The organism is Pseudomonas sp. MPB03 (genome assembly GCF_046605385.1).
Classification (GTDB): domain Bacteria; phylum Pseudomonadota; class Gammaproteobacteria; order Pseudomonadales; family Pseudomonadaceae; genus Aquipseudomonas; species Aquipseudomonas zanjanensis.
In genome coordinates, this window is record NZ_CP176770.1 from 5,122,749 (window position 1) to 5,138,344 (window position 15,596).

Annotated in this window: 15 protein-coding genes; 9 read left to right on the forward strand and 6 right to left on the reverse strand. The window is 62.5% G+C overall.

Annotated features, from left to right (window positions below):
* Window positions 1-5: 5 nt before the first annotated feature.
* The gene (locus ACLH0I_RS22105) at window positions 6-719 is read left to right on the forward strand and encodes a DUF3108 domain-containing protein (protein ID WP_186707016.1); all 714 of its coding nucleotides are present in this window, start codon (window positions 6-8) and stop codon (window positions 717-719) included.
* 376 nt (window positions 720-1,095) lie between these two features.
* Complete coding sequence (locus tag ACLH0I_RS22110; RefSeq protein ID WP_186707017.1) at window positions 1,096-1,290, forward strand: hypothetical protein; 195 nt, start codon at window positions 1,096-1,098, stop codon at window positions 1,288-1,290.
* Between the two features lie 140 nt (window positions 1,291-1,430).
* Here ACLH0I_RS22110 and ACLH0I_RS22115 read toward each other — a convergent pair whose 3' ends face one another.
* The 5 genes from ACLH0I_RS22115 to cysM form a co-directional block, all read right to left on the reverse strand.
* Entirely contained in the window at window positions 1,431-1,970 is a 540-nt protein-coding gene (locus ACLH0I_RS22115; RefSeq protein WP_053124301.1) for a DUF2058 domain-containing protein, read from the reverse strand.
* A 26-nt stretch (window positions 1,971-1,996) separates the two neighbouring features.
* A complete protein-coding gene (gene mazG, locus ACLH0I_RS22120) occupies window positions 1,997-2,830 on the reverse strand; it encodes a nucleoside triphosphate pyrophosphohydrolase (protein WP_411385392.1) in 834 nt (277 codons plus the stop codon).
* Between the two features lie 135 nt (window positions 2,831-2,965).
* Entirely contained in the window at window positions 2,966-5,212 is a 2,247-nt protein-coding gene (gene relA, locus ACLH0I_RS22125; RefSeq protein ID WP_014339754.1) for a GTP diphosphokinase, read from the reverse strand.
* 101 nt (window positions 5,213-5,313) lie between these two features.
* Window positions 5,314-6,684: a 23S rRNA (uracil(1939)-C(5))-methyltransferase RlmD gene (rlmD, locus tag ACLH0I_RS22130; RefSeq protein ID WP_411385393.1), complete on the reverse strand. Its 1,371-nt coding sequence runs from the start codon at window positions 6,682-6,684 to the stop codon at window positions 5,314-5,316.
* Window positions 6,684-7,586, reverse strand: coding sequence for a cysteine synthase CysM (cysM, locus tag ACLH0I_RS22135; protein WP_250964192.1), 903 nt, complete (start codon window positions 7,584-7,586; stop codon window positions 6,684-6,686). The genes rlmD and cysM overlap by 1 nt, the downstream gene beginning before the upstream one ends.
* A gap of 814 nt (window positions 7,587-8,400) precedes the next feature.
* Between cysM and ACLH0I_RS22140 the strand changes: the two genes are divergently transcribed.
* The 4 genes from ACLH0I_RS22140 (at window position 8,401) to ACLH0I_RS22155 (ending at window position 13,377) form a co-directional block, all read left to right on the forward strand.
* Window positions 8,401-11,151 carry a response regulator gene (locus ACLH0I_RS22140; RefSeq protein WP_250964193.1) on the forward strand — a complete coding sequence of 917 codons (2,751 nt, stop codon included), beginning with the start codon at window positions 8,401-8,403 and terminating at the stop codon, window positions 11,149-11,151.
* 191 nt (window positions 11,152-11,342) lie between these two features.
* Window positions 11,343-12,332, forward strand: coding sequence for a 2-hydroxyacid dehydrogenase (locus tag ACLH0I_RS22145; RefSeq protein ID WP_411385394.1), 990 nt, complete (start codon window positions 11,343-11,345; stop codon window positions 12,330-12,332).
* Between the two features lie 206 nt (window positions 12,333-12,538).
* Window positions 12,539-12,973 (forward strand): hypothetical protein, encoded by a 435-nt coding sequence (locus ACLH0I_RS22150; RefSeq protein ID WP_003204688.1) that lies wholly within the window; start codon window positions 12,539-12,541, stop codon window positions 12,971-12,973.
* Window positions 12,973-13,377 (forward strand): META domain-containing protein, encoded by a 405-nt coding sequence (locus tag ACLH0I_RS22155; RefSeq protein ID WP_186707027.1) that lies wholly within the window; start codon window positions 12,973-12,975, stop codon window positions 13,375-13,377. The genes ACLH0I_RS22150 and ACLH0I_RS22155 overlap by 1 nt, the downstream gene beginning before the upstream one ends.
* 212 nt (window positions 13,378-13,589) lie before the next feature.
* Here ACLH0I_RS22155 and ACLH0I_RS22160 read toward each other — a convergent pair whose 3' ends face one another.
* Window positions 13,590-14,057 carry a TlpA family protein disulfide reductase gene (locus ACLH0I_RS22160; RefSeq protein WP_250964195.1) on the reverse strand — a complete coding sequence of 156 codons (468 nt, stop codon included), beginning with the start codon at window positions 14,055-14,057 and terminating at the stop codon, window positions 13,590-13,592.
* A gap of 114 nt (window positions 14,058-14,171) precedes the next feature.
* On the opposite strand from ACLH0I_RS22160, the gene arsC reads away from it, so the two are divergent.
* From arsC to ACLH0I_RS22175, 3 genes are read left to right on the forward strand one after another with little or no spacing between them, the layout of a single operon-like run.
* Entirely contained in the window at window positions 14,172-14,525 is a 354-nt protein-coding gene (gene arsC, locus ACLH0I_RS22165) for an arsenate reductase (glutaredoxin) (protein WP_411385395.1), read from the forward strand.
* Entirely contained in the window at window positions 14,522-15,127 is a 606-nt protein-coding gene (gene wrbA, locus ACLH0I_RS22170; protein ID WP_207965678.1) for an NAD(P)H:quinone oxidoreductase, read from the forward strand. Before arsC ends, wrbA begins: the two co-directional genes overlap by 4 nt.
* Window positions 15,120-15,545: a DUF2069 domain-containing protein gene (locus ACLH0I_RS22175; RefSeq protein ID WP_250964197.1), complete on the forward strand. Its 426-nt coding sequence runs from the start codon at window positions 15,120-15,122 to the stop codon at window positions 15,543-15,545. Before wrbA ends, ACLH0I_RS22175 begins: the two co-directional genes overlap by 8 nt.
* Window positions 15,546-15,596: the final 51 nt, after the last annotated feature.

A 15,596-nucleotide genomic window follows, 5' to 3' on the forward strand; every position in this document is an offset into this window, starting at 1 on the left:
ATTTTATGCGTCGCGCCCTGCTCTTCGCTTGCGCTCTGCTTGCCTTGCCCCTGGCACAGGCCGCAGACCTTCAACCGTTCTCCGCCAGCTACACCGCCGACTGGAAGCAGCTGCCCATGAGCGGCACTGCCGAGCGCAGCCTGACCAAGGAAGCCAACGGCACCTGGAAGCTGAGCTTCAAGGCTTCGATGATGATCGCCAGCCTGACCGAAGAAAGTACCCTGACCCTGGACAAGGACACCCTGCTGCCACAGTCCTACCACTTCGAACGCGGTGGCCTGGGCAAGGCCAAGAAGGCCGACCTGGACTTCGACTGGAACACCAAGATGGTCACCGGCACCGATCGCGGTGACGCAGTCAAGCTGCCGCTCAACCGTGGCATGGTCGACAAATCCACTTACCAGTTGGCCCTGCAGCATGACGTGGCCGCCGGCAAGAAAAGCATGAGCTACCAGGTCGTGGACGATGGCGAGATCGATACCTATGACTTCCGCGTCCTGGGCTCGGAGAAGGTCGACACCAAGGCCGGCCAGATCGATGCGATCAAGGTCGAGCGCGTGCGCGACCCGACACAAAGCAAGCGCATCACCGTGCTCTGGTTCGCCAAGGACTGGGACTACCTGCTGGTGCGCCTGCAACAGGTCGAGACCGACGGCAAGGAGTACAACATCATGCTCCAGGACGGTACGGTCAACGGCAAGGCTGTGAAGGGCAGCTGATCGACGACAATAACAACAAGCCCCGCCGATGCGGGGCTTTTTATTTGCCAAGACTTCATGACCACCCAATGACCCTGTGGGAGCGAGCTTGCTCGCGATAGCGCCGGATCAGCCAACTCCACTATCAACTGACACACTGCTATCGCGAGCAAGCTCGCTCCCACAGGTTTTATTTGCGCTCACGCCTGGCAACATGAAACCTTCTTCATGAACGCCACCTGCGACCGAATGCCGCGCACCGCCAGGCCTGCAGGATTGTTGCACTTCCCATGAAATCTTCTTAACGAACCGGGGCATTTACTTAGCACGCTATCCAAACCTATAACAAAGTCCTGCACACGCCTTGCTGCAGATAACAGAGATTGGAGCTTGCAAGATGACTGTGAAAGTAACTGAACGCGACGACGCCCACATGTCCCACGAAGGCATTGCCGCCGGTATCCGGATCTGGGACGTGCATCAACAGGATTTGCTGGTAGGGATGTTCCATTCCGAGACGGACGCCCATAGCTACAGGGCTGAGCTGGAGCGCGAGGAGCGGCAGCGTTCGCGGGAGACCGCGCAATCCTGAACCACACAAAACACCTGTGGGAGCGAGCTTGCTCGCGATAGCGGGGCATCAGCCAACATCTCTGTCACTGATAGACCGCCATCGCGAGCAAGCTCGCGCCCACAGGTTTTGTGCTTCAACTCAACGGCATTGCGCCCTGCTTACCACATCAAATCATCAGGAATCTGATACGCCGCGTACGGATCATCGGCATCCACTTCTTCGGTCTGGGTGTTGAGCTGGACAATGCGCTTGGGGTCGCGCTCCTGGATTTTCAGGGCGGCCTCGCGCGGGATCACTTCGTAGCCACCGGCGTGGTGGACGATCGCCAGGGAGCCACTGCTCAACTTGTTGCGCATCAACGTATTGACCGAGATGCGCTTGACCTTCTTGTCGTCGACGAAGTTGTAGTAGTCCTCGGTAGTCAGCTTCGGCAGGCGCGAGACTTCGATCAATTGCTTGATCTGCGCGGCCCGGGCCTTCTGCTCGACCTTTTCCTGCTGCTGCCGGTTGAGTTCCTGGTCGCGCTTGACCTTTTCGGCCATGGCTTCCTGCGCTGCGCGCTGCTGGGAATCATCCAGTTCGATCTGGCCTTTATGGGCCAGGCGTTGCTGCTTCTGTTTCTCTTTGCCGACCTGCTTGGCCTGCTTTTGGTTGACCAGCCCTGCTTTGAGCAACTGGTCGCGAAGGGAAAGGCTCATGGTGCTTACTCACTTAGGCAACGGCCTCAGCCACAGCTGGGCAAATTCTTTTCCTGACGTTTGGCTTCGCCCCACAAGGCGTCCAACTCTTCGAGGGTGCAATCTTCCATTGGGCGATGGGTGTCGCGCAATGCCTGTTCGATAAATCGGAAGCGTCGCTCGAATTTCCCGTTGGCGTCGCGCAGCGCGGTTTCCGGGTCGACCTTGAGGTGGCGCGCCAGGTTCACCACGCTGAACAGCAGATCGCCGATCTCGTCGCTGATGGCCACCGGATCGTTGTCAGCCATGGCTTCGAGCACTTCATCCAGTTCCTCCCGGACTTTGTCGAGCACCGGCAAGGGCCCCGGCCAATCGAAACCGACCTGGCCGGCACGCTTTTGCAACTTCGCCGAACGGGACAGCGCCGGCAACGCCGACGGTACATCGTCGAGCAGCGACAATTGCTCGGGCGCCGTGGCCTTCTCAGCCCGTTCCTCTGCCTTGATTTCCTCCCAGCGCTGCTTGACCTGGTCTTCGTTCAGGCGCGGGATGTCCACGGGCGCATACAGGTCACCGGTAGGAAACACATGGGGATGACGGCGAATCAACTTGCGGGTGATGCTGTCGACCACGCCGGCGAATTCGAAGCGGTTTTCTTCCCGGGCCAACTGGCTGTAGTACACCACCTGGAACAACAGGTCGCCCAACTCCCCCTGCAAGTGATCGAAATCGCCGCGCTCGATCGCGTCGGCCACTTCGTAGGCTTCTTCCAGGGTATGGGGGACGATGGTGGCGTAGGTTTGCTTGATGTCCCACGGGCAGCCGTACTGCGGGTCCCGCAGGCGATTCATCAGATGGAGCAGGTCTTCGAGGCTGTACATCAATTCATCCCATGACAAAAAACCCTGTGGGAGCGAGCTTGCTCGCGATTGCAGTGTGTCAGATCACCTTGATGCGCCTGATAAACCGCAATCGCGAGCAAGCTTGCTCCCACATTGTTGGACTGTGCCTGACCTTTAGCCCGGCGTCCGGTTACGCCGGGTCTCGATGATGTTCGGCAACTGGGAGATCCGCCCCAGCAACCGTCCCAGCGCATCCAGCCCCGGAATCTCGATGGTCAGGGACATCAGCGCGGTGTTGTCTTCCTTGTTCGAACGCGTGTTCACCGCCAGCACGTTGATCCGCTCGTTCAGCAACACCTGGGACACGTCACGCAGCAGACCGGATCGGTCGTAGGCGCGGATGACGATGTCCACCGGGTAGGTGAGCACCGGCACCGGGCCCCAGCTGACCTGGATGATTCGCTCCGGCTCGCGACCGGCCAGTTGCAGCACCGAAGCGCAGTCCTGGCGGTGAATGCTCACGCCGCGCCCCTGGGTGATGTAGCCGACAATCGCATCCCCCGGCAATGGCTGGCAGCAACCGGCCATCTGGGTCATCAGGTTGCCCACGCCCTGGATCTGGATATCGCCGCGCTTGCCCGGCTTGTAGCCGGTGGCCTTGCGCGGGATCAGCTCCAATTGCTCGTTGCCCCGCTCCGGCTCCACCAGTTGCTGGGCCAGGTTGACCAACTGCGCCAGGCGCAGATCGCCAGCACCCAGCGCGGCAAACATGTCCTCGGCGGTCTTCATGTTGGCTTTTTCGGCCAGCTTGTCGAAATCCACCTGCGGCAGGCCCAGGCGACCGAGTTCACGCTCGAGCAGGGTCTTGCCGGCGGCGACGTTCTGGTCGCGGGCCTGCAATTTGAACCAGTGGACGATTTTCGCCCGCGCCCGGGATGTAGTGATGTACCCCAGGTTCGGGTTCAGCCAGTCGCGGCTCGGCGTACCGTGCTTGCTGGTGATGATCTCGACCTGTTCACCGGTCTGCAGACTGTAGTTGAGCGGCACGATCCGCCCGTTGATCTTGGCGCCACGGCAGTTGTGGCCGATCTCGGTGTGGACGCGGTAGGCGAAGTCCAGCGGTGTCGCGCCCTTGGGCAGGTCGATGGCGTGGCCGTCGGGGGTGAAGATGTAGACCCGGTCCGGCTCGATGTCGACGCGCAGCTGTTCAGCCAGGCCACCGATGTCGCCCAGTTCCTCATGCCATTCGAGCACCTGGCGCAGCCAGGAGATTTTCTCTTCGTAGTGGTTGGACCCGGACTTGACGTCGGTGCCCTTGTATTTCCAGTGGGCGCAGACGCCCAGCTCGGCTTCCTCGTGCATGGCGTGGGTGCGGATCTGCACTTCCAGGACCTTGCCCTCGGGACCGATCACCGCGGTGTGCAGCGAGCGATAGCCGTTTTCCTTGGGGTTGGCGATGTAGTCGTCGAACTCCTTCGGAATGTGCCGCCACAAGGTGTGGACGATCCCCAGCGCGGTGTAGCAGTCGCGCATTTCCGGGACCAGTACGCGAACGGCGCGAACGTCATAGATCTGGCTGAATTCCAGGCCCTTGCGCTGCATTTTTCGCCAGATCGAGTAAATGTGCTTGGCCCGGCCACTGATGTCGGCTTCGACGCCGGTGGCCTGCAATTCTTCGCGCAACTGGGTCATCACGTCGGTGATGAAGCGCTCGCGATCCAGCCGCCGCTCATGCAACAGCTTGGCGATCTGTTTGTATTGATCGGGTTCCAGGTAGCGGAAGGACAGGTCCTCCAGCTCCCACTTGATGTGACCGATGCCGAGACGGTGGGCCAGGGGCGCATAGATGTCGAACACCTCCCGGGCGACGCGATTGCGCTTTTCGTCATCGGCGGACTTCACCGCGCGGATCGCACAGGTGCGTTCGGCCAGCTTGATCAGCGCGACGCGCACGTCGTCGACCATCGCCACCAGCATCTTGCGCAGGTTTTCCACCTGGCCCTGGGTGCCCAGCACCATGGACTGGCGCGGGCTGAGGCTGGCACTGATGGCCGCCATGCGCAGCACGCCGTCGATCAACTTGGCCACCACGGTGCCGAAGCGCTGGCTGACCACCGGTAGCTGGATCTGCCCTTCGCGCACGCCGCGGTACAGCACCGCCGCTACCAGGGAGTCCTGGTCGAGCTTGAGGTCAGCGAGAATTTCGGCGATCTCCAGGCCCGTCTGGAAACTCGAGGTGCCTTCGGACCAGAGGTTCTTCGCCGCGTTGTGTTGCTGTTCCGCCTCGCGCGCAAACTCGCAGGCGGCCTTCAAGGCTTCGCGATCCAGTGCCATGTCGACGCTGACCGCATGATCGAGCCAAGCCTCGAGATTGATACTGCCGTCGGTGTTGATCGGCTGGTGTGCTCTCACCTGTACCATCTTTACTTACCTTCCCTACGACGCAGATTCAATGCGTCAACTTCGCTGACCTTCGCTGTCCGTGTTTCCGCCCAGGGCTGTGGCGGGTTGGCACGAACGGGTCAGTCGGACAAGCCATCCTGGCTCGCTTCAAATAACGCCATGGCCTCGACATGCGCCGTTTGAGGAAACATATCGAGAATCCCGGCACGTTTTAACCGGTAGCCCTGCTTGATCAGTTCGACCGTATCCCGGGCCAAAGTTGCCGGGTTGCACGATACATAAACCAACCGTTTGGCCCCCAGGGACGACAGCTTGCGCACCACCTCGAAAGCACCGTCACGGGGTGGGTCCAAGAGTACCGCAGAAAAGCCTTCGCCGATCCATTCGGCATCCGCCAGAGGCTGGGATAAATCGGCCTGAAAAAAGGCAGTGTTATTCAAATTGTTGCTGACGGCATTGGCCGCCGCGCGGTCCACCATGGTTTGCACGCCTTCGACAGCCACCACCTGGCGCACGTTCTTGGCCAGCGGCAAGGCAAAGTTGCCCAAGCCGCAAAACAGATCCAGCACCCGCTCTTCGGGGCGGGGCGCCAACCATTGCAACGCTTGGGCGATCATCGCCTCGTTGACGCCGGCGTTCACCTGGATGAAATCCCCGGGCCGGTACGCCAGCTCAAGGTCCCAGGCATCCAGGCGAAACCCCAGCGCCTGTCCGGGTTCGACCGGTTGCGGCTCACCTTCACCGTGCAGCCACAACTGGGCCTCATGAAACGCGCAGAAATCCTTGAGGATCGTCAGGTCGGCCTCCGACAGCGGCGCCATATGGCGCAGCAATACCGCGAGGGACGAACCGGCGAACAATTCCACATGCCCCAGCGCCTGGGGTTTGCTCAAGCGTCGCAGCATCTCCGGCAGGCGGCTCATGATCGGCTGCAAGGGCTGTACCAGCACCGGGCAATCACCGATGGCGACAATGTCCTGGCTTGCGACGGCGCGGAAACCCACTTCGAGCTTTTTCGCTTTCTGGTCCCAACGCACCGCCACCCGGGCGCGACGTCGGTAACCGAATTCAGGCCCGCTCAACGGCGCGGCCCATTCTTGCGGCTCAACCCCAGCCACGCGCGACAACTGCTCGGCGAGCATGCGCTGTTTCAGGGCGAGTTGTTCGTCATGGGGCAAATGCTGGACGCTGCATCCGCCGCAACGACCGGCATGGACACACGGCGCTGGTCGGCGCAGTTCACTGGGCAGGAACACACGCTCGGTGCGCGCCTCGACCACTTTGCCATGGGCACCGAGCACCCGCGCCTCGACCTCTTCACCGGCCAGGGCACCGATGACGAACCAGGTCCGCCCGTCGACAAACGCAATGCCCCGGCCATCGTTGGCCAGGCGTTCAATGGTCAAGCGCTGCTTTTTACCGGTGGGCACTTGCGGGGCCCGGCTTCCGCCGCTGGGCTGGAAGCGCAGGCCTCTCTCTTGCTTGGCCATCAGTTAGGCGCGTCGAAAATGCCGGTCGACAGGTAACGGTCGCCACGGTCACAGATAATCGCGACGATCACCGCATGCTCCACTTCCTTGGACAGGCGCAGCATCCCCGCCACGGCACCGCCCGAAGACACGCCGCAGAAGATGCCTTCTTCACGCGCCAGGCGACGGGTCACGTCCTCGGCTTCGCTCTGGGCCATGTCGATGATGCGGTCCACGCGGTCGGCCTGGTAGATCTTCGGCAGATACTCTTCGGGCCAGCGACGAATGCCCGGTATGGCCGAGCCTTCCATCGGCTGCAGGCCGATGATCTGCACGTTCGGATTCTGTTCTTTCAGGTAGCGCGAGGTGCCCATGATGGTGCCGGTGGTGCCCATCGAGCTGACGAAATGGGTGATCGTGCCGTCGGTCTGGCGCCAGATCTCAGGGCCAGTGGTGGTGTAGTGGGCCTCGGGATTGTCGCCGTTGGCGAACTGATCCAACACCTTGCCACGCCCCTCGGCCTGCATGCGCTCGGCCAGGTCCCGGGCGCCTTCCATGCCCTCCTCCTGAGTCACCAGGATCAACTCGGCGCCATAGGCCGTCATCGCCGCCTTGCGCTCGGCGCTGGAGTTATCGGGCATGATCAGGATCATCTTGTAACCCTTGATCGCCGCCGCCATCGCCAAGGCAATCCCGGTATTGCCGGAAGTCGCCTCGATCAGCGTATCGCCAGGCCGGATCTGCCCGCGCAATTCACCACGGGTGATCATCGACAACGCCGGCCGGTCCTTGACCGAGCCCGCCGGGTTGTTCCCTTCGAGCTTGAGCAAAAGCGTATTGGTGGTCTCGCCGGGCAAGCGCTGCAAGCGGACCAGCGGAGTGTTGCCGACGCAATCGGCGATGGTGGGGTACTGCAAAGTCATGGCGTATTCGCAATCCGGGCTGCGGGGGCGCCTATCATACCGGCAAACCCGGCAAGGCCATATCACGCAAAGTAAGGGGGTTATGGCTTATGGGAATAAGCGAGGCGTGTGCTGCTTTGCGGGGGAGCTTGATCACTCGCCACCGGATCCTCGCGCGCGCGGAATGCTCAGGCTCGTGGCGTCGATTCGGTACACCACGCAGTCCTTTTCCTACAGACCCTAGCGCTCAAATCGCCGATGCATTCTGTTGTAAGCATCGTCTGTAAGCACTCCTCCTGCCTGTTTGTGGGCTCTTTCCTTTTGTATTGATGACCAAGCAGTCAGGAGTATCTGGCTTTGCTCCGTGTTCTCTAAGTTGTACCGCTAAACGTATTAGTAGATGTGAGCAATAACGATGGTCGACGCGAAACAAAAGGATCCACAACCCAGCACCCGGCGCGCTTGCGGGCAACGCTTGCGCAACCTATTGGAAGAGTACGGCATCTCTCCCTCAGGGTTTGCCAAGGTGCTCGGTATCAGCCCGCAATGCCTGACGAACTGGAGCACGCGGGGTATACCTCGACAGCGGGTGGAGCCATTGGCACGGTTGCTGAGTGTCAGTGAAGTGTGGCTGGTGACTGGGGAGGGTGAGCGGGCAGGAGACAGGCGTCGGGAGGTAGAACAGAATCAAACGGGTTTCCAGGGTTGAGCCTGGCGATGCACAGCGGACACGAATTTTCCAAAGATCACCCGCCCGCAAATCGCTACACTGCGCAGGTGGTGCGCGCCGGATGCGCGCACAGTTCAATCAGACCGCTGGATGCAGGAGACAAGTGTGCTCAAGAAACTGGGAATCAAAGGCCGTGTGCTGTTGCTGACCCTGTTGCCGACCAGCCTGATGGCGCTGGTCCTGGGCGGCTATTTCACTTGGATGCAGCAAGCGGACCTGCATGCCCAGTTGCTGCAACGGGGCGAGATGATCGCCGAACAGTTGGCCCCGCTGGTCGCTCCGGCCATGAGCCGCCAGGACATCGATCTGCTGGAGCGCGTCGCCACCCAGTCCCTCGAGCAGGCGGACGTGCGCGCCGTGACCTTCCTCGCCCCTGACCGCGCGCCGCTGGCCCATGCCGGCCCGACCATGCTCAACCGGGCGCCGGAGGGCAACGGTGCGCAGTTGCTGCAACGCACCGGCAATGACGCCACGCGCTACCTGCTGCCGGTATTCGGCAAGCACCGCAACCTGGCGGGCGAGCTGATCCCCGAAGAGGCCGACCGCCTGCTGGGCTGGGTCGAGCTGGAGTTGTCCCACAGCGGCATGTTGCTGCGCGGTTATCGCAGCCTGTTCGCCAGCCTGTTGCTGATCGGCGCCGGCCTGTGCCTGACCGCGCTGCTGGCCTTGCGCATGGGCCGCACGATCAACCGTCCGCTGAGCCAGATCAAGCAAGCCGTGGCGCAACTCAAGGACGGCCACCTGGAAACGCGCCTGCCACCACTGGGCAGCCAGGAGCTGGATGAGTTGGCCTCGGGCATCAACCGCATGGCCAGCACCTTGCAGAACGCCCAGGAAGAATTGCAGCACAGCATCGACCAGGCCACCGAAGACGTGCGCCAGAACCTGGAAACCATCGAGATCCAAAACATCGAGCTGGACCTGGCCCGTAAGGAAGCGCTGGAAGCGAGCCGGATCAAATCCGAGTTCCTGGCGAACATGAGCCATGAAATCCGCACACCGCTCAACGGCATCCTTGGTTTTACCCACCTGTTGCAGAAAAGCGAACTGACCCCGCGCCAGCTCGACTACCTGGGCACCATCGAGAAATCCGCCGACAGCCTGCTGGGGATCATTAACGAGATCCTCGACTTCTCGAAGATTGAGGCCGGCAAGCTGGTGCTCGACAACATTCCGTTCAACCTGCGGGACCTGCTGCAGGACACCCTGACCATCCTCGCCCCCGCAGCTCACGCCAAGCAGTTGGAACTGGTGAGCCTGGTCTACCGGGACACGCCACTGTCGTTGGTGGGCGATCCGCTGCGCCTCAAGCAGATCCTCACCAACCTGGTGAGCAACGCCATCAAGTTCACCCGCGAGGGCACCATCGTCGCCCGGGCCATGCTCGAGGACGAGCACGAAGACAGCGTGCAGTTGCGCATCAGCATCCAGGACACCGGCATCGGCCTGTCCAGCCAGGACGTGCGGGCACTGTTCCAAGCGTTCAGCCAGGCAGACAACTCACTGTCGCGGCAACCGGGTGGCACCGGGCTGGGGCTGGTGATTTCCAAGCGCCTGGTGGAACAAATGGGTGGCGAGATCGGCGTTGACAGCACACCGGGCGAAGGTTCGGAGTTCTGGATCAGCCTGCGCCTGCCCAAGACCCGTGACGATGCCGAGGACCTGCCGGGCCCGCCATTGCTGGGCCGGCGCGTGGCGGTGTTGGAGAATCATGAACTGGCCCGCCAGGCCCTGCAGCACCAGCTCGAAGACTGCGGCCTGCAAGTGACGCCGTTCAACACCCTGGAGAGCCTGACCAACGGCATCACCGTCGCCCACCAGACCGACCAGGCGATCGATCTGGCCGTGCTGGGCATCACCAGCAACGACATGCCGCCGGAGCGCCTCAACCAGCACATCTGGGACCTTGAGCACCTGGGCTGCAAAGTGCTCGTGCTGTGCCCCACCACCGAACAGACCCTGTACCACCTCTCGGTGCCCAACCCTCACAGTCAGTTGCAGGCCAAGCCGGCCTGCACCCGCAAGTTGCGTCGTTCGCTGTCCGACCTGGTCAACCCGCGCCCGACCCGCAGCGAACCCAGCGAGCCGGTTTCCAGCCGCGCCCCGAAAGTGCTGTGCGTGGACGACAACCCGGCCAACCTGTTGCTGGTGCAGACCCTGCTCGAAGACATGGGCGCCAAGGTGCTGGCGGTGGAAAGCGGCTACGCGGCGGTCAAGGCCGTGCAGAAGGAAACTTTCGACCTAGTGTTGATGGACGTGCAGATGCCTGGCATGGACGGTCGCCAGAGCACCGAGGCGATCCGCCAGTGGGAAAGCGAGCGGCACTGCACGCCGCTGCCGATCGTCGCCCTCACCGCCCATGCCATGGCCAACGAAAAGCGCGCCCTGCTGCAAAGCGGTATGGACGACTACCTGACCAAACCCATCAGCGAACGGCAACTGGCCCAGGTGGTGCTCAAGTGGACCGGCCTGGCCCTGCGCAACCAGTCGCCGGAGCGCAGCAACGATGCCCAGGGTGCCAGCGAGCTGCTGGTGCTCGATCATGAAGAAGGCTTGCGCCTGGCCGCCGGCAAGGCCGACCTGGCGGCGGACATGCTGGCGATGCTGCTGGCGTCCCTGGAAGCCGACCGCGAAGCCATCCGCCAGGCCAGCGAGGCCAACGATCACAACGCCTTGATCGAACGGGTCCACCGCCTGCACGGCGCCACCCGCTACTGCGGCGTGCCGCAATTGCGTGCGGCCTGCCAGCGCAGCGAAACCCTGCTCAAGCAACAGGACCCCAAGGCCGCCGTCGCCTTGGAAGAGTTGGAGCGGGCCATCAATCGCCTGGCCAGCGAGGCGCGTATCAGTGCCTGATCCAGGGCAATATCCTTGGAACCGGAATCGCTGAAAATCCATGCTCCTACCCCGGACTGTAGGAGCTGCCGAGCGAAGCGAGGCTGCGATCTTTTGATCTTTCACTTGCAATTCAATGGTCAGCGCAAAGATCGCAGCCTCGTTGCACTCGACAGCTCCTACGGGCTTGTTTTTTCTGCCAGGAGGCCGCCATGCGCGTGATTTTTTTCAGCAGCCAGACCTACGACCGCGACAGTTTCACCCAGGCCCCGACACCCGCCGGCCTTCAGTTGCAGTTCCAGCCCGCCCGCCTGAACCTGGACACCGTGGCCCTGGCCGAACGGCATGACGTGGTGTGCGCCTTCATCAACGATGACCTCAGCGCCCCGGTGCTGGAGCGGCTGGCCGCAGGCGGCACGCGACTGATCGCCCTGCGCTCGGCCGGCTACAACCACGTCGACCTGCTCGCCGCCAAGCGCCTGGGCTTGAGCATCGTCCGGGTCCCGGCCTATTCGCCTCACGCCGTGGCCGAACATGCCGTGGCGTTGATCATGGCCCTCAATCGTTGCCTGCACCGCGCCTACAACCGCACCCGGGACGGCAATTTCAGTCTCCATGGGCTGACCGGCTTCGACCTGGTGGGCAAGACCGTCGGGGTGATCGGCACTGGGCAGATTGGCGCTACGTTCGCACGGATCATGGCCGGTTTCGGCTGCCAGTTGCTGGCCTACGACCCCTACCCCAACCCGCAGGTCGAAGCCTTGGGCGCCCGCTATTTGCCCTTGGACGAATTGCTGGCGCAAGCACAGATCATCAGCCTGCACTGCCCACTGAACGAACAGAGCCGACACCTGATCAACGCCCGAACGCTGGCCGCGATGCAACGCGGCGCCATGCTGATCAACACCGGGCGCGGCGGCCTGGTGGACACACCGGCCCTGATCGCGGCCTTGAAAAGCGGCCAGTTGGGCTACCTGGGCCTGGATGTGTACGAGGAGGAGGCCCAGTTGTTTTTCAAGGACCGCTCAGACCTGCCTTTGCAGGATGACGTGCTGGCACGGCTGCTGACTTTTCCCAACGTGATCGTCACCGCACACCAGGCGTTCCTGACCCACGAGGCGTTGGCCGCCATTGCCATGACCACCCTGGACAACATCGCCGCCTGGGCGGCTGGCACGCCACAAAACCTGGTAGACAGCTAACCCGAGCCAACACACCCCCTGTGGGAGCGAGCTTGCTCGCGATGGCGGCGGATCAGTCAGTATTCATGTTGACTGGCCCACCGCTATCGCGAGCGAGCTCGCTCCCACAGGGGATGGAGTTTCGTCGGCCCGATCTCCCGATGCCGCCATCGAGACCATCCCAACCCATGCCCCGTGCTAGCATGTCGCGCCTATTTGGAGGACCCATGGCCGAACACGATTTCCGCTACACCCTGATGAACCCGCAGCATACCTTGACCGAAGTCCGCGCCCTGGCGCCGGGCCGCTACCAGGTCACCGGCAATGGCGGTTCGATCCAGGCCAACGATGTGTTGCTCGTCACGCTCAAGGGCAGCAAGGACTTGTCCATGCGACTGACCGTGGACACCGTGCGGCACCTGCTCAAGCCCATGGGCCAATGGACCGCCATGACCACCGGCCCGGTGTTCGGCGAACTGGCGATCCATACCTGGCAGGTCAACTGCGATAGCTGCGCCAAAGAATTGAGCTTCGAATTCGCCGTCGATGCCAAGCTTGGCGTCAAGGCCGAGAAGCCGGCCGCCACCGCACGAATCGCCGAGCTGGGCTGGACCACCGTGGGTGAAAAACACCTGTGCCCGAAATGCCAGGAAGCCGCCTGATGAAACGTTTGGCCCTCTCCGCGTCGATCGGCATGAGCCTGATGGGGTGTGCCGCTGAACCTGTGCAGTTGCAGCCTAACCGCAGCTACATCCTGGAGTGGATCGGCGAGCGGCCATTGATGGACTACAGCCACCTGACCATCACCCTTGGGGATGACGGCCGCGCCTACGGCAACGGCGGCTGCAACCACTGGTTCGCGCCCTACACCCTGGAAGGCCACCGCTTGAGCTTCGGCAAGATCGGCAGCACCCGCAAACTCTGCGCCCCGGCGGTGATGGAGCAGGAGACGCGCTTCTTGCAGGCCTTGGAAAAGGTCGAACGCTGGGACGTCTCGCCCATCGAGCAAATGCGCTTCTGGCCGGCCCAGGGCAAGCCGTTGCGGTGGTGGCTGGAGGAAGGCTGAGGCCTGAGCCTGCGCAGGGACATGGTTGACCCTGTGGCGAGGGAGCTTGCTCCCGCTGGGCTGCGCAGCGGCCCCCTCCATTCTGTCTGACACATCAACGTGACAGGTACATCTGGGGCCGCTTCGCGGCCCAGCGGGAGCAAGCTCCCTCGCCACAAAAGCTCCCTGTCACAAAGAACCTATATAACCAAACGCCCTATGTCAGTTGGGGATCACTTGAGTGCCTGCAACGCCTCAAGCTTGGCCATCACCCCCGCCGCCGTCTGCTCTCCCAGCAACTGTTCGCGCACCTTGCCCTGGTTGTCGATGATGTAGGTCACCGGCAACCCTTCGCTGCGAGGCAGGTCGAAGATCTCGGCCGGGTCTCGCGCCAGCACCGTGAAGCGAATCCCCATCTTGTCGCTGGCACTCTTGAGTTCTTCGCCCTGCACCTGGTCGAAGTTGACCCCGAACACACCGATGTTGCGCCCCTTGAGCTGTTCGGCGAGGGCATTGAACTCAGGGATCTCGGTGCGGCACGGCGCGCACCACTCCGCCCAGTAGTTGAGCACCAGCCATTGTTTGTCCAGCCGCTGGGAGGCGATAGCCTGGCCGTTCTGGTCCACCCCGTAGTCGTTTCCGCAACCGGCGAGCAACAGGATGCCCATGAATGTCAGTGCCGCCGTCAATCGCCTTGTCATCTGCCAATCCTTGTCTGAATGTGAACGCTGCTGCGACCCTTCGCCTCTCTAAGGTGCTAGGGACTTCGCGGCACAGTAGAATAGCCGCCACCTTACGCAAGATGCGACCCGCTCATGACCGATCTGACGCTTTATCACAACCCGCGCTGCTCGAAATCCCGCGGTGCGCTGGAACTGTTGCAGGCCCGCGGCCTGAACCCGACCGTGGTCCGCTACCTGGAAACTCCGCTCGACGCCGCGCAACTGGAACGCCTGCTGGCCAAGCTCGGCATCAGCGCCCGGCAGTTGCTGCGCACCGGCGAGGACGAATACAAAGACTTGAACCTGGCCGACGAAAGCCTGAGCCAGGACCAGTTGATCGCCGCCATCGCCGCCCACCCGAAACTCATGGAACGGCCGATCCTGGAAGCCGGTGATAAGGCCGTGATCGGCCGTCCGCCGGAAAAGATCCTGGAGATCCTGCCGTGACCACGCCGTATATCCTGGTGTTGTATTACAGCCGCAGCGGCTCCACCAACGAAATGGCCCGGCAGATCGCCCGTGGTGTCGAGCAGGCCGGGCTGGAGGCCAGGCTGCGTACGGTGCCGGCGATTTCCACCGAGTGCGAAGCGGTGTCCCCGGACATTCCGGAGCAAGGCCCGCTCTACGCCAGCCTCGATGACCTGAAGAACTGCGCCGGCCTGGCCCTGGGCAGCCCGACCCGGTTCGGCAACATGGCCGCGCCGCTCAAGTACTTTCTCGACGGCACCAGCAACCTGTGGCTGACCGGCGCGCTGGTGGGCAAGCCGGCCGGGGTTTTCACCTCCACGGCAAGCCTGCATGGCGGCCAGGAAACCACCCTGCTGTCGATGATGTTGCCACTGCTGCACCACGGCATGCTGATCACCGGCCTGCCCTACAGCGAGTCGGCCCTGATCGACACCCAGGGCGGTGGTACGCCCTACGGCCCGAGCCATCACGCCGGGGCCGACGGGAAAAGTGGCTTGAACGAGCATGAAGTCGCCCTCTGCCGCGCCTTGGGTTCGCGCCTGGCGAAAACCGCCCTGTTGCTGGAGAACGGCCGTGGCTAAGAAGCCGAAGATATTGCCTGCGATCCAATGGCTGGAACCGCGCGTACGCCTGGCCCGCGTCCTCAGCCTGCTGTGCTTCTTCGGCCTGGTGGGGTTGCTCAGCGCGTATTACCTGCTGATCGCCGACCTGCACGGCGCCCGGCCCTGGGTGATTCTGCTGATCGAACTGGTGCCGCTGCTGATACTTGCACCCGGCATGCTCAGCGGCAGTGCCCGTGGACATTCGTGGATGTGCTTCGTGGTGAACCTGTATTTCATCAAGGGCGCATTGGCGGCCTATGACCCGAACCGGCAGCTGTTCGGCGTGCTGGAAATGGCGGCGAGCGTGGCCGTGTTCTGCTCGGCCTTGCTGTATGTGCGCTGGCGGTTTCAGTTGAATCGGCGGTTGGCTGGCGAAGGCGAACCCTCCGTTGCCTGATAGGCCGCCATCGCAAGCAAGCTCGCTCCCACACTGGATTTTTGAACGCTG

Coding starts and splice junctions, on each gene's coding strand:
- ACLH0I_RS22155 (WP_186707027.1), top strand. CDS start 12,973: ATGAAACGTTTGGCCCTCTCCGCGTCGATCGGCATGAGCCTGATGGGG.
- cysM (WP_250964192.1), bottom strand. CDS start 7,586: ATGACTTTGCAGTACCCCACCATCGCCGATTGCGTCGGCAACACTCCG.
- ACLH0I_RS22160 (WP_250964195.1), bottom strand. CDS start 14,057: ATGACAAGGCGATTGACGGCGGCACTGACATTCATGGGCATCCTGTTG.
- ACLH0I_RS22150 (WP_003204688.1), top strand. CDS start 12,539: ATGGCCGAACACGATTTCCGCTACACCCTGATGAACCCGCAGCATACC.
- ACLH0I_RS22115 (WP_053124301.1), bottom strand. CDS start 1,970: ATGAGCCTTTCCCTTCGCGACCAGTTGCTCAAAGCAGGGCTGGTCAAC.
- rlmD (WP_411385393.1), bottom strand. CDS start 6,684: ATGGCCAAGCAAGAGAGAGGCCTGCGCTTCCAGCCCAGCGGCGGAAGC.
- ACLH0I_RS22105 (WP_186707016.1), top strand. CDS start 6: ATGCGTCGCGCCCTGCTCTTCGCTTGCGCTCTGCTTGCCTTGCCCCTG.
- ACLH0I_RS22110 (WP_186707017.1), top strand. CDS start 1,096: ATGACTGTGAAAGTAACTGAACGCGACGACGCCCACATGTCCCACGAA.
- ACLH0I_RS22145 (WP_411385394.1), top strand. CDS start 11,343: ATGCGCGTGATTTTTTTCAGCAGCCAGACCTACGACCGCGACAGTTTC.
- mazG (WP_411385392.1), bottom strand. CDS start 2,830: ATGTACAGCCTCGAAGACCTGCTCCATCTGATGAATCGCCTGCGGGAC.
- arsC (WP_411385395.1), top strand. CDS start 14,172: ATGACCGATCTGACGCTTTATCACAACCCGCGCTGCTCGAAATCCCGC.
- relA (WP_014339754.1), bottom strand. CDS start 5,212: ATGGTACAGGTGAGAGCACACCAGCCGATCAACACCGACGGCAGTATC.